The 12,091-nt window shown below is 71.9% G+C and carries 13 protein-coding genes; 8 read left to right on the top strand and 5 right to left on the bottom strand.

Annotation, left to right across the window (positions count from 1 at the left end; all coding sequences use genetic code 11):
- Positions 1–30: 30 nt before the first annotated feature.
- Positions 31–1,176 carry a MalY/PatB family protein gene (locus EER30_RS17570; protein ID WP_127501523.1) on the bottom strand — a complete coding sequence of 382 codons (1,146 nt, stop codon included), beginning with the start codon at positions 1,174–1,176 and terminating at the stop codon, positions 31–33.
- 160 nt (positions 1,177–1,336) lie between these two features.
- Between EER30_RS17570 and EER30_RS17565 the strand changes: the two genes are divergently transcribed.
- The 3 genes from EER30_RS17565 (at position 1,337) to EER30_RS17555 (ending at position 3,475) form a co-directional block, all read left to right on the top strand.
- On the top strand, positions 1,337–2,002 hold the full coding sequence (locus tag EER30_RS17565; RefSeq protein ID WP_127501522.1) for a hypothetical protein: 666 nt from the start codon (positions 1,337–1,339) through the stop codon (positions 2,000–2,002).
- Between the two features lie 67 nt (positions 2,003–2,069).
- Complete coding sequence (locus EER30_RS17560) at positions 2,070–2,657, top strand: dihydrofolate reductase family protein (protein WP_127501521.1); 588 nt, start codon at positions 2,070–2,072, stop codon at positions 2,655–2,657.
- 5 nt (positions 2,658–2,662) lie between these two features.
- Positions 2,663–3,475, top strand: a complete 813-nt coding sequence (locus EER30_RS17555; RefSeq protein WP_240670077.1) for a TrmH family RNA methyltransferase — start codon at positions 2,663–2,665, stop codon at positions 3,473–3,475.
- A 33-nt stretch (positions 3,476–3,508) separates the two neighbouring features.
- Here the strand turns inward: EER30_RS17555 and EER30_RS17550 are convergent, their stop codons facing one another.
- Entirely contained in the window at positions 3,509–4,642 is a 1,134-nt protein-coding gene (locus EER30_RS17550) for an SPFH domain-containing protein (protein ID WP_127501519.1), read from the bottom strand.
- Between the two features lie 11 nt (positions 4,643–4,653).
- The gene (locus tag EER30_RS17545) at positions 4,654–5,103 is read right to left on the bottom strand and encodes an NfeD family protein (protein ID WP_127501518.1); all 450 of its coding nucleotides are present in this window, start codon (positions 5,101–5,103) and stop codon (positions 4,654–4,656) included.
- Between the two features lie 153 nt (positions 5,104–5,256).
- Between EER30_RS17545 and EER30_RS17540 the strand changes: the two genes are divergently transcribed.
- The gene (locus EER30_RS17540) at positions 5,257–6,561 is read left to right on the top strand and encodes a serine hydrolase domain-containing protein (protein WP_127501517.1); all 1,305 of its coding nucleotides are present in this window, start codon (positions 5,257–5,259) and stop codon (positions 6,559–6,561) included.
- A gap of 321 nt (positions 6,562–6,882) precedes the next feature.
- Here EER30_RS17540 and EER30_RS17535 read toward each other — a convergent pair whose 3' ends face one another.
- Positions 6,883–7,797: a DMT family transporter gene (locus EER30_RS17535; RefSeq protein ID WP_240670076.1), complete on the bottom strand. Its 915-nt coding sequence runs from the start codon at positions 7,795–7,797 to the stop codon at positions 6,883–6,885.
- Positions 7,798–7,818: 21 nt separating this feature from the next.
- Between EER30_RS17535 and pdxR the strand changes: the two genes are divergently transcribed.
- Complete coding sequence (gene pdxR, locus EER30_RS17530; protein WP_127501516.1) at positions 7,819–9,264, top strand: MocR-like pyridoxine biosynthesis transcription factor PdxR; 1,446 nt, start codon at positions 7,819–7,821, stop codon at positions 9,262–9,264.
- On the opposite strand, the gene EER30_RS17525 is transcribed toward pdxR, so the two are convergent.
- On the bottom strand, positions 9,245–10,051 hold the full coding sequence (locus tag EER30_RS17525; protein WP_127501515.1) for a DUF3097 domain-containing protein: 807 nt from the start codon (positions 10,049–10,051) through the stop codon (positions 9,245–9,247). The genes pdxR and EER30_RS17525 overlap by 20 nt on opposite strands.
- Positions 10,052–10,140: 89 nt before the next feature.
- Between EER30_RS17525 and EER30_RS17520 the strand changes: the two genes are divergently transcribed.
- From EER30_RS17520 to EER30_RS17510, 3 genes are all read left to right on the top strand, one after another.
- Positions 10,141–10,923: an Rv1486c family protein gene (locus tag EER30_RS17520; protein WP_127501514.1), complete on the top strand. Its 783-nt coding sequence runs from the start codon at positions 10,141–10,143 to the stop codon at positions 10,921–10,923.
- Complete coding sequence (locus EER30_RS17515; protein WP_127501513.1) at positions 10,916–11,410, top strand: NUDIX domain-containing protein; 495 nt, start codon at positions 10,916–10,918, stop codon at positions 11,408–11,410. The genes EER30_RS17520 and EER30_RS17515 overlap by 8 nt, the downstream gene beginning before the upstream one ends.
- 155 nt (positions 11,411–11,565) lie before the next feature.
- Positions 11,566–12,090: a GNAT family N-acetyltransferase gene (locus EER30_RS17510; protein ID WP_127501512.1), complete on the top strand. Its 525-nt coding sequence runs from the start codon at positions 11,566–11,568 to the stop codon at positions 12,088–12,090.
- Position 12,091: the final 1 nt, after the last annotated feature.

The raw sequence follows: 12,091 nt of genomic DNA, 5'->3' as shown, positions 1-12,091 counted from the left end.
CCGTACTGCCGGACGGGCGGCCGCGCCCCGCTACCGCGAGACAGGCAGCACGCCGGCCATCCGGGTCACCGCCTCGGTGAGAATTTCGGGACTGGTGGCGAAGTTCAGCCGGACATATCCGGAACCGACGGCGCCATACTTGGTGCCCGGTTCGAGAGCGACCCGGGCCTCGGAGAGGAACCGATTGCGCGGCTCGGCGTCGCGGCCCAGCGCCGACGCGTCGAGCCAGGCCAGGTAGGTCGCCTGGGGCGGAACCCAGCGCAGCGCCGGCAGTTTCGCCGCCAGCAGCGACCCGAGCTGGGCGCGCCGGGCGGCCAGGGTCTCGACCAGCTCGGCCAGCCAGGAGTCGCCCTCGGTGAAGGCCGCGACCGACGCGATCACCCCGAGGTGCCCGGTGCGCTCGGTGACCTCGGCGAACAGCCCGTCGACGACCCGCGACATGGCCGGCGAGGCGCTCACGATCGCGGCGCACTTGAGGCCGGCCAGGTTGAAGGCCTTGCTCGCGGACACCACGCTGAGCGCGACCTCGGCCGCACCGGGCAGGGTCAGCAGCGGCGTGAACGTCGCCCCGGGCAGCACAAGCGGGCCGTGGATCTCGTCGCTGATGATCGGCACGCCGTAGAGCCGGGAGAGCCGTACGAGTTCGGTGAGTTCGTCGGCGGTGTGGACGCGCCCGACCGGGTTCTGCGGGTTGCAGAGCACGTAGGCCGCGGGGTGGGCGGCGAACGCGGCCTCGAGCCGGGCCAGGTCGAGCCGGCCGCCGCTCAACGGCACCTCGACGACGCGACCGCCCGCCTCGGGCACCCAGTGGAAGAAGGGCTGGTAAACCGGCGGGCTGATCACCACGGGATCGCCGGGGCGGATCAGCCGGCGCAGCAGCTCGACCACGCCGACCCCGACGTCGGTCACCGCGGTCACCCCGGTCGGGTCGGGTTCCCACCCCCACCGCCGGCCCGCGAACGCGGAGAACGCCTTGCCCAGCTCGGGGCCGGGCGTGCAGTAGCCGAGGTCGCCGCGGTGGATCGCCTCGGACAGGGCCGCACTGACCGGCGGGGCCGGCGAGTAGTCCATCTCGGCGACGAAGAGCGGCAGCACATCGCCGGGGTGGCTCTGCCACTTGACGCTGCGGCGCTGTCGGAGCTCGGCCAGAGGGGGGACGGGAAGCTCTGCGTTCATGCGGACATCCTCCGCCTCGCCTACGACAGTTTCCCGGCGGGGGATTTCTGAGAATCCGCTGCGAGTCCGTCCGGCGGCTGGAAGGCTGCACCCAGGATCCCGACGGTGCCCCCGAGCCGCTCGGCTTGAGCCCACGAGGCGGAGCCATGAAGGCACGACCATGAGCACCAGCCATCAGCAGACAGCGAGTGGACGACCGCTGCGCGTATCTCCCGCCTGGGTCGGCGGTGCCGGTTCCACGGACGACGAGCACCGTCTCCCCGTACGGGAAGCTGTGTGGGTCTGGGGTGTGCGGCGTTACGCGCGTCTGGCTCTCTGGGCGCTGCCCGCGGCGGCCCTGTTGCACGGCTGGACCACTCTCGGCATCGACACTGCGCCCGGCCCTCTGCTGGTCACGGTGGCCGGCGACTGGTTGTCGGCCGTCGCGATGATCGCCCTGGCCGGCCTGCTCGCCGGCGCCCGCTCCCGCCACTTCGCCCTGCTCGGCCTGCTGATCGGCCTGGCCGGTCTCGTCGTGACCCTGCCGCTGGCCGCCCTGCCGACCGGCACGGCCGCCGCCGGCTCCCCACTCCCCGCCGACCAGTTGCGGCTGGTCGAGGTAGCCGCGACCGCCGCCGTCGGCGCCGGCTGGGTGCTGCTGGGCTGGGCCGTGTTCCGCTCCCGCCTGGTCAACCCGGCCGACGGCGTGCTGCTCATGCTGGCCGCCGTGGCCATCGGCGCCGGAGCACACGCCCAGCGCCCGCTGCCCACCGTCGGCGCTCTGCTGCTGCTCGCGGCGGGCACCGGGCTGGCCTGGACGGGCAGCCGGCTCATCCCCAAGCACTGAAACGTCGTACCCGAATGGCATGCTCGCTCCAGGCCCGGGACCTCCGGGGCCGGCGGAAGGAGCGGGCATGGCCAAGGTGGTCGCCGACATCTCGGTGTCGCTGGACGGGTTCGTCACGGGCCCTGATCCCGGTCCTGGCCAGGGCTTGGGCCGGGGCGGTGAGGGCCTGCACACCTGGGCGCTCGACGGCGACGCGATCGACCGCGCCGTCCTGAGCGAGACGACCGACGCGACCGGCGCGGTCATCATGGGCCGCGCCCTGTTCGACATCGTCGACGGCCCCGGGGGCTGGAGCGACGACATGGGCTACGGCGCCGACCTGGCCGCGCAGCCGCCCGTCCTGGTCGTCACCCGCACGCCGCCGGCCGAGGTCCGCCTGGCCGACCGCTTCACGTTCGTCGTCGACGGCCTGGCCAGCGCCGTCGACAAGGCCATCGCCCTGGCCGACGACCGCGACGTGGTCATCATGGGCGGCGGCACGACCGTCCGCGGGGCGATCGACGCGGGCCTGGTCGACGAGGTCCGTCTCCATCTGGCCCCGGTGCTGCTCGGCGGGGGCACCCGGCTGTTCGAGGGCGCCGTGCCTCGCAACCTGCGCCAGGTCCACGTGCGCGTGTCGGGCCACGCCACCCACCTGACCTACCGGGTCGACTGAGCGCCGTGCCCGACGTTCACCTCATCACCGAGCCCGACGACGACCGCCTCGGCGACTACCGCGCCCTGACCGACCTCGAACTGCGTACGAAGTGGGAGCCACCCAACGGGTTGTTCATCGCCGAAGGTGAGCTGGTGCTGCGCCGCGCGCTGCGGGCCGGCTACCGCCCCCGGTCCTATCTGATCGACGCGAAACGCACCGATCAGATCGCCGACCTGCCCGGCGACGCCCCGATCTACGCGGCCACCCCCGCCGTGCTCGAGAAGGCCACCGGCTTCCACGTGCACCGCGGCGTCCTGGCCTCGTTCCACCGCGAACCACTGCGGGAGGCGAAAGACGTGATCGCCACCGCCCGTCGCGTGGCCGTGCTGGAAGACGTCAACAACCACACCAACATCGGCGCGGTGTTCCGGGGCGCGGCCGCGCTCGGCATCGACGCCGTCCTGCTCTCCCCGACGTGCGCCGACCCGCTCTACCGGCGGAGCGTGCGGGTCAGCATGGGCGAGGTCTTCGCGGTGCCGTACGCGCGGCTGGAACCTTGGCCCGACGGGCTGCAACTTCTGCGGGACAGCGGTTTCACCGTGCTGGCCCTGACTCCGGCGCCCGAGGCGGTGCCGTTGCAGCGGCTCACCGGCGACCAGCGGCGCAAGGCCGCGCTGCTGCTCGGCGCCGAGGGCCCCGGCCTGTCGAAGCACGCGATGGCGGCCAGCGACGTGCCCGTCAAGATCCCGATGCGGCGCAACGTCGACTCGCTCAACGTGGCCGCCGCGGCCGCTGTCGCCTTCTGGGAGCTGGGCCGCGACGACGAGGACATATGAGAATGGCCGGCCCCGTGGGGCCGGCCATTCGTGTCAGGCGCGTTCTCGGTCGACCGCGCCGTTGTAGTCGGCACTGCCCAGGGCGGCCGACGGCGGGATCGGTTCGCCGGCCGACAGCTCGGGCTGCGGCAGGATGGTGGTCTTGTCGGGGTCGCCGCTGACCTGGGCCTCGGCGACACGGACCTGGTCGTTGACCTTCTCCGCCTCGCGGGCGGCCGCCTCGGCCGCGGCGGCGGCCTCGCGCTCGACCGACTCGGAGTTGACCGAGGCCGACGGCACGTCGCCGACCATGTTGGCCAGGCCGCCCAGCGCGCCGCCCATGCCCTCGAGGGCCTTGGTCAGCTCGGTCGGCACGATCCACACCTTGTTGGCGGTGCCGTTCGCGATCTGCGGCAGGGCCTGGAGGTATTGGTAGGCCAGCACCTTCTGCGACGGGTTGGCCTGGTGGATCGCGTCGAACACCGTACGGATGGCCTTGGCCTGGCCCTCGGCCTGCAGGATGCGCGACTGGCGGTCACCGTCGGCGCGCAGCACCGCGGCCTGCTTCTCACCCTCGGCCGTGAGGATCTGGGCCTGCTTGTGGCCCTCGGCGTTGAGGATCGTGGCGCGGCGTTCCCGCTCGGCGCGCATCTGCTTCTCCATCGAGTCGCGGATGCTCGGCGGGGGCTCGATCGCCTTGATCTCGACCCGGGTGACCTTGATGCCCCAGCGGCCGGTGGTCTCGTCGAGCACCGTCGAGAGGTGACGGTTGATCTCTTCGCGGCTGGTCAGGGCGCGCTCGAGGTCGAGCGAGCCGATGACGTTACGCAGGGTGGTGACCGTGAGCTGCTCGATCGCCTGCAGGAAGTTGGAGATCTCGTACGTCGCGCGGACCGGGTCGACGACCTTGAAGTAGAGCACCGTGTCGATCGAGACGACCAGGTTGTCGGACGTGATCACGGGCTGCGGCGGGAACGAGACCACCTGCTCGCGCATGTCGACCTTGCTGCGTACCGAGTCGACGAACGGCACCAGCAGGTTGAGGCCCGGGCTGAGGGTCCGCTTGTACTTTCCGAGGCGCTCGACCACATCCATGCGCTGCTGCGGGACGATGCGGACGGACCGGAGCAGCGTGACGATGGCAAACACCACGATCACGATGATGAGGACGCCGATCACAGCTTCCATGGCACTCCTCTCTATATGTTGGGCAGATCGTCGCGCCAGACGATCGCCGTGGCGCCGTTGACCTTGATGACCCGGACGCGTTCGCCCGGAAGGTACTTCTCGTGGCCGTCGAACGAGCGGGCCTGCCAGTGCTCGCCGTCAATCTTGATCATGCCGTGCGCGCCGTCGACTTCTTCGAGAACGGTGGCATGGGTGCCCTCGATCGCCTCGATGCCGAACGGGGTGTCCCCCGTCTCGAGCGCCGGCTTGGCGTGCCGCAGGATGATCGGGCGGAGCGCCCCCACCGACAGCCCGGAGACGAGCGCGAAGACGATGACCTGAACCAGCAGGGGCGCGCCGAGGGCAGCCGCCCCAGCCGCGGCGAAAGCCCCGATCCCGAAGAAAATGATCAAGAACGTGGCCGTGAAAGCCTCGGCGATCGCCAAGGCGATGCCCAACACGATCCAAAGGACTGCTTCCACACATCGATCGTGTCATGCCCGCGCACGTCCGGCGACGCTCCGTGGGCGTTCGCCGAAAATGTCACGGAACTGCCATCAAAGCGGACCCCGGCCGCGTAGCCATATCGGCGAAGCGAAGTTATACCCACCAGTCGTATATCGAGAGGGTCCACCGTGTCGCTGCTGCCGGAGACCGGCCGACGGGTCGAGGAGATCGCCGTCCGAGCCCAGGCCGAGGGGCGTACGCCGTCTCTCGCCCTGGCGATCGTGCGGGATCGCGCGGTGCTTCACCAGGTCTTCGCGGGCGAGCAACCACGCCCCGACGCGAAGACCCAGTACCGCCTGGGCTCGATCACCAAGACGATCACCGCCGCGCTCGTCCTGCAACTGCGCGACGAGGGATTCTTCGCCCTGGACGACCTGCTCTACCGCCATCTGCCCGGTACGCCGATCGGCGGCGTGACCCTGCGCCAGCTGCTCGGGCACGTCTCCGGCCTGCAGCGCGAACCCGACGGGCCCTGGTGGGAACGCGCCCCGGGCGGCGACGTCGACAAGCTGCTGGCCGAACTCGGCTACGAGAAGGTCGCCGGCCCGCCGTTCCGCCGCTACCGCTACTCGAACCTGGCGTACGGCCTGCTCGGCGCCGTGCTGGAACGCGTCACCGGCGAGAGCTGGGCGACGCTGGCCGGCAAGCGCGTGCTCGACCCGCTGGGCATGAAGCGCACCAGCTACAACCCGGTCGAGCCGTTCGCCCGCGGTTATGTCGTCCACGCGCTGGACGGCTCGCTGCACGAGGAGCCGCGTCTCGACTCGGGGGCGATGGCTCCGGCCGGCCAGCTCTGGTCGACGATCACCGACATGGCCAAGTGGGCCGCCTTCTGGACCGACCCCGCCCCGACCGTGCTGGCCCGCGAGACGGTCGACGAGATGTGCGCCCCGGTCGTGATCAGCGACCTCGAGTCGTGGACCGGCGGCCACGGCCTCGGTCCGCAGCTCTACCGCGTCGGCGAACGCGTCTACGTCGGGCACGGCGGCTCGATGCCCGGCTACGTCGCGCAGTTCGCCGTGCACCGCCGCAGCCGGCTCGGGGTGATCTCCTTCGCCAACTCGTACGGGCTCACGGGCACAACGATCAAGGACGTCGCCCTGGAAGCCCTCACCGCGGCGGTCGAGGCCGAGCCCACGCTGCCGTTGCCCTGGCTGCCGCCCGCCGCGCCGACCGGGGAAGCCGCCACGGTCGTCGGTCGCTGGTGGTGGATGGGCCGCGAGTTCGAGATCACCGCCGACGGCGAGGCACTGGACATGACCGGCCCCAACCACAGCACACGGTTCACCCGCGAGGGGCCCGACCGCTGGCGCGGCATCACCGGCGACAACGAGGGCGAGATCCTGCAAATACTGCGGGCGGAGGACGGCGCCGTCTCAGCCCTGGACATCGCCACCTTCGTCTTCAGCCGTGACCCGCACCACCTGGCATGAAACCCACTTTGTACGTCTCCTCCAACACCTCGCTCCCCGCAGTTGCAGACCGTCGTCCCCCGCGCCCCCTGCGCCCGCGCCGGGCCTGCGCTCGACCGCCCCGGGCCTGCGCTCGACCGCCCCGGGCCTGCGCTCGACCGAGGCGGCTCAAGCATGGCCGACCCGCCCCGCGCGGCCGGCCACCGAAGCATCCGCCCCGTCCGGCCGAACGAGAACAGGATTCGGGCGCCAGATGAGCAGCCGGCCGTAAGCGGGTTTCGGGCGTGAGACGCCCCGCCCTCGATCGTGCGGGGAGAACTCGGTGACACCGTGGCTTGTGTGTCAGGAGGTGGCGCTGGCCATCGCGTGGTTTGGGGCTGTCGCGTCCTGAGGTGTCGGGTGGGGGCGGAAGCCGAGGGCCAAGCCTCCGGCGACAACAGCCACGCCGAGCCACACCGGCAAGCCGGGCATCGGGCCGCCGAGGGCCACGCCGACAACCGCGGCCGAGATCGGGGCGATGCCGGTCAGCAGGCCCGCCCGCGCGGAGCCGAGCCGCTGAACGCACGTGTACCAGAGGACGAACGCCACGGCGGTGACCGCGACGGCCAGGTAGACCCCGGCCAGCACGTCGTCGAGCCGCAGGCGCAGCACCGCGGCCGGCCCCTCGCCGACGACACCGCCGATCCCGAAGGCGACCGCGGCGATCCACGTCGAGTGCACCGACACTCCCAGGGGCCCGTGGCGGCCCAGCACCGGCACGGCCAGCAGCGTGAAGCCGGCCTCGCAGGCGAACGTCACCAGCGCCCACAGCAGGCCCACGCCATCGGTGCGGCCCAGTCCCTGCACGAGCGCCGCCCCGGCCGTCACCACCAGCGCCGCCACGATCAGCCGCCGGGCGGGTGAACGCCCCTCCAGCAGCGGTCCGGCCACCGCGAGCAGCAACGGCACGCAGGCCACCGCGACCCCGAGCACGGCCGGTTCGGCGTGGCGCGAGCCCTGCACCAGGGCCACATTGAAGATGATCATGCCGGTGAGCACGACCCCGCACAGCCAGAGCCACTCACGGCCGCGTGGGCGGAGCACCCGCTTCCCGGCGACGCGGGAGTACAGCAGCAGGAGCCCGCACGCCACGGCGTACCGCAAAGCCTGGATGGTCAGCGAGGGCGCGTCGGCGAGGAAGCCCGACACGGCGACGCTGCCGCCGACGAATGTCATCCCGGTCGCCCCGGCCAGCGCGGGCAGCAGATTTGTCTTCACACCACCGATGCTGGGCGCGATATGGTCCGCTTTGAAGGACCAATCGACGGCGACCCAGGGGGACCAATTCCCGGCTCGGACTTCCTGCAGCTACGGCCCGACGAGGCGCCGGCCAAGGGCCTGACCGGCTGGCTGGCCGACGGGCTGCGCGAGGCTGTGGCCAACGGGCGGCTCGCGCCCGGCGAGAAGCTCCCGCCCACCCGGCAACTCGCGGCCGAGTTGCAGGTCTCCCGCGGCGTGGTCGTCGACGCCTATCAGCGGCTCATCGACGAGGGCCTCGCCGCGGCCCGCACCGGCGCCGGCACGTCGATCATCGCGCATCCGCACGTCCGCGACGCGCCCTCCGACCGCCGCCGCTCCCTCGAGACCCTGCGCCTGCCGCTCCCACCCGCCGAAGGCCTCGACCTGTCCCCCGGCATTCCTGATTTATCAGCCTTTCCCCGTACGGCGTGGCTGCGCGCCGAACGGGCGGTGCTCAACGAGATCACCGCGTCCGATCTGGGCTACGGCGATCCCGGCGGCACCCCGAAGCTGCGCGCCGAGCTGGCCGGTTGGCTGGCCCGCACCCGGGGCGTCCGCGCCGAGCCCGACGACGTGATCGTGGTGGGCGGCGTCGCGCAGGCCCTCGCCCTGCTGGCGCAGACGTTGCACGCGTCCGGCACGACGGCCGTCGCGGTCGAGGACCCCGGTTCCCGAGGCGCGCGCGACCAGCTCGAACATTGGGGCGTACGACCTGAGCCCGTCCCCGTCGATGCCGAAGGGCTCGTCGTCGACGCGCTCACCCAACCCGCGGCCGTGCTCACCCCGGCCCACCAGTTCCCGACCGGCGTCGTGCTCAGCCCCGCCCGCCGGCGCGCGCTGCTCGCGTGGGCGGCGGCCGGCGGCCTGATCATCGAGGACGACTACGACGCCGAGCACCGCTACGACCGCGCTCCGGTGGCCGCGCTGCAGGGCTCCGCGCCCGACCACGTGGCGTACGCGGGAAGTGTCTCGAAGTCTCTGGCCCCGGGGATGCGGCTCGGCTGGCTGATCGCCCCGCGCCGCATGCAGCCCGCCCTGCTGACCGCGAAGCACGACAGCGATCTCGGCAATCCCGCGCTGCCGCAGCTCGTGCTGGCCCGGCTGCTCGCGACCGGCGACTACGAGCGGCACCTTCGCAACGTGCGCACCCGTCAGCGCCGCCGCCGTGACGCGCTGCTCGAAGGCCTGCGCCGCCACCTGCCCCAGGCCCGGGTGACCGGGGTCGCGGCGGGCCTGCACTTCCTGATCATGCTGGACGGCGATGAGCCCGACACGGCTCTGGCCCAGCGCGCGGCGGCGTACGGTGTGGTCGTCCATCCGCTCTCGTGGCACCGGATGGAGCCGGGTCCGCCGGGCCTGGTTCTCGGCTATGCCGCGCACCCGCCGGACCGGCTCGCCGAGGCAGCCGTACGCCTGGGGGAAGCTCTCAGTCGTCGAGCACGGTGACGAAATCGATCAGCCGCTCCATCGCGTTGATCAGCGGCGTCTCGACGTCCTTGTAGCTGCTCACCGAGCCCAGGATGCGCCGCCACATGTCGGCCGGTTCGCGCACACCGACCGCCTCGCAGATGCCCTCCTTCCACGGGCGTCCCGGCGGCACCACGGGCCACTCCCGCAGGCCGACCCGCTCGGGCTTCACGGCCTGCCAGACATCGACGTACGGATGACCCGTGACCAGCACGTCCGGATCCTTCACCGCGGCGACGATGCGACTTTCCTTGCTGCCCGCGACGAGGTGATCGACCAGTACCCCGAGCCGCCGCCGCGGACCCGGCCCGAATTCGCGGACGGCCGCCGCCAGGTCGTCGATGCCGTCCAGCGGTTCGACCACGATGCCCTCGATGCGCAGGTCGTCACCCCAGATGCGCTCGATCAGGGCGGCGTCGTGGATGCCCTCCACCCAGATGCGGCTCGCCTTCGCGACCTGGGCGCGTACGCCCGCGACCGCCACCGACCCCGAAGCTGTGACCTTCCTCGTAGCCTGCTGCGGTGTGGCCGCCGGGCGCCGCAACGTCACCGGCTGCCCGTCGAGCAGGAACGCGGCCGGCGCGAGCGGGAAGTTGCGCCGCTTGCCGTGCCGGTCCTCCAGCACCACCGCGCCCAGCTCGAACCCGATCACCGCGCCGCAGAACCCCGACTCCGCGTCCTCGACGACGAGATCGCGTTCGGCGTCCACCTCGGGCGCCACCTTCCGCCGCCGCCAGTCCCCCTTGAGCACGTCCTCCCCATACATGCAAGGCACGGTAACCCGTGCGTTGGGACACGGGCTTTCTGACGCTCCGACCGAGACAAGCTTCCCGCTGGGCACGTACCCTTGCTCGCATGTCCCCCGCAGCTGAAGCGGCTACCCGAACCGCGCGGCGCAGCACCCGGTTCGTGGCCTGGGTGCGCGCCTGGCGCGCCGGGCTCGTCCCCTTCGACGAGCTGGCCGACGAGATCTCCGCCGACGAGGAGCAGCTCTTCGCCGACGCCCCCGGCACCTGGACCGACGTGCCACTGGCGCAGGGCCTGCCCGTCTTCGCCAAGGTGCACCCCGACGACATCCGCCTGGTGCTGCCCGCCCCCGGCGACCCGCGCGGCCTGCCCGGCCCCGGCCCGCTCACCGGCGCGGCGATGCTCTCCGGCGAGGCCGTGATGACGCCCACGTTCGGCGTGGTGCCCGAGGTACGCCGCCACGTGTCCGGCTCCGGCGTGGAGTTCGAGACGGTCCTGTGGCGCTACTTCCCGGTCGAGGAATACCGCCCGGTCTTCCAGCTGGGCGCGGCCGAGGCCGAGGGCGAGCTGACCCTGGCGCTCAGCGAGGCCACCACCCAACTGACCAAGCTCGACGTGGCCCAGTGGAAACCCGAGCTGGCCGGCGCCCTGCAGGCGTTACGCCGCCCCGAGAGCACGGCTACCCTGCCGGCCGGCTTCGACCCGCGGGCCCGTCGCCTGTTCGCCCGCGCGTCGATCCTCGACCAGGTGCTCGCCCTGGCCGAGACGAACGCGCCCGGCGGCGCCGTGAACGGATATGAGGCCCAGCAACGCGATGCCGCCCTCCGGCCGCTGCTGACGGCGTGCAGGCAGGCCCTCGTCGCCGCGTGCAACTCGCCGTTGCATGCCTGACCGCTTCAAGCACTGCACCTTCTGCGGCGCCCGGTTCACGCCGGGCCAGCCTTGGCCGCGCCGCTGCGCCGCCTGCGGCGAGACGACCTACCGCAACCCGGCCCCGGTGGCGGTCGCCGTCCAGCCGATCGGCGGCGGCCTGCTGGTGGTGCGGCGGGCGATCCCACCCGCTCTCGACCGCCTGGCGCTACCCGGCGGCTTCATCGACCACGGCGAGTCCTGGCAGGACGCGGCCGCCCGCGAGCTCTTCGAGGAAACGGGCCTGACCGTCGACGCCGGGTCAGCCCTTTTGTATGACGCGGTGAGCGCCCCGGACGGCACGCTGCTGGTCTTCGCCCTGTTCCCCCCGTTGACGGACGCATCGGCGTTGCCGGTATCAGCCCCCAACGAGGAAACCCACGGCTGGGAAGTCCTGAAAGGCCCGGCCGAGCTGGGCTTCAGCATCCACACGGCGATCGCGGCCCGGTTCTTCGACGAAAGCGCTTAGAGAGCCATCCGGGGGTCGCCTACGCCACCCCACCGACGTCTGTCCGCGGACGCCAGGCGCAGGCATCCGGTTTTCCCGGCCCGGATCGCCGCGCAGTCCATCCCGGCCGCGAATACCGGTGCGACGGGCGACCGGGACCACTAGCCTGCACGGCCATGGAGATACGGCCTGAGCGGGACGGCGACGACGTCCCCGAAGTGCATCGGATCGCGTTCGGCGATGACGGCGACAAGGTTGCCGCGCTCGTGAAAGCACTCAAGCGCGACGACCCCGAGTTGCTGTCGCTGGTGGCTGTGGTCGACGAACACGTCGTGGGGAACGTCATGTTCACGCGGAGCCTTCTGGATGCCCCCGAGCGGCTGGTCGACGTACTCGTGCTCAGCCCGTTGGCCGTTCTCCCCACATACCAGCGCGGCGGAGTCGGCAAGGCTCTGATCAAGCGGGGCCTGAAGCTCGCCGACGAGGAGGGGATGCCACTCGTCTTCCTCGAGGGTGATCCCGCCTACTACGAAAGGGCCGGCTTCCGGGCGGGCGGCGATCTCGGTTTCCGGAAGCCCTCGCTGCGCATCCCCGACGCCGCTTTCCAGGTCTATCCGCTGGCCGCCTACGAGCCGTGGATGACCGGCACCCTCGTCTATTCGGCGACCTTCTGGGACCACGACTGCGTCGGCCTGCGCTGAA

This window comes from Actinoplanes solisilvae (genome assembly GCF_003999975.1).
In the GTDB taxonomy this organism is placed as follows: domain Bacteria; phylum Actinomycetota; class Actinomycetes; order Mycobacteriales; family Micromonosporaceae; genus Actinoplanes; species Actinoplanes solisilvae.
Note: the sequence above shows the minus strand (reverse complement) of the source record. Positions and strands in the feature narration are given on the sequence as shown.

What these genes read in the sequence shown, in the direction of transcription:
- EER30_RS17570 (WP_127501523.1), bottom strand. Translation starts at nt 1,176, where the DNA reads ATGAACGCAGAGCTTCCCGTCCCCCCTCTGGCCGAGCTCCGACAGCGC.
- EER30_RS17565 (WP_127501522.1), top strand. Translation starts at nt 1,337, where the DNA reads ATGAGCACCAGCCATCAGCAGACAGCGAGTGGACGACCGCTGCGCGTA.
- EER30_RS17560 (WP_127501521.1), top strand. Translation starts at nt 2,070, where the DNA reads ATGGCCAAGGTGGTCGCCGACATCTCGGTGTCGCTGGACGGGTTCGTC.
- EER30_RS17550 (WP_127501519.1), bottom strand. Translation starts at nt 4,642, where the DNA reads ATGGAAGCTGTGATCGGCGTCCTCATCATCGTGATCGTGGTGTTTGCC.
- pdxR (WP_127501516.1), top strand. Translation starts at nt 7,819, where the DNA reads ATGGTCCGCTTTGAAGGACCAATCGACGGCGACCCAGGGGGACCAATT.
- EER30_RS17525 (WP_127501515.1), bottom strand. Translation starts at nt 10,051, where the DNA reads ATGTATGGGGAGGACGTGCTCAAGGGGGACTGGCGGCGGCGGAAGGTG.
- EER30_RS17520 (WP_127501514.1), top strand. Translation starts at nt 10,141, where the DNA reads ATGTCCCCCGCAGCTGAAGCGGCTACCCGAACCGCGCGGCGCAGCACC.
- EER30_RS17515 (WP_127501513.1), top strand. Translation starts at nt 10,916, where the DNA reads ATGCCTGACCGCTTCAAGCACTGCACCTTCTGCGGCGCCCGGTTCACG.
- EER30_RS17510 (WP_127501512.1), top strand. Translation starts at nt 11,566, where the DNA reads ATGGAGATACGGCCTGAGCGGGACGGCGACGACGTCCCCGAAGTGCAT.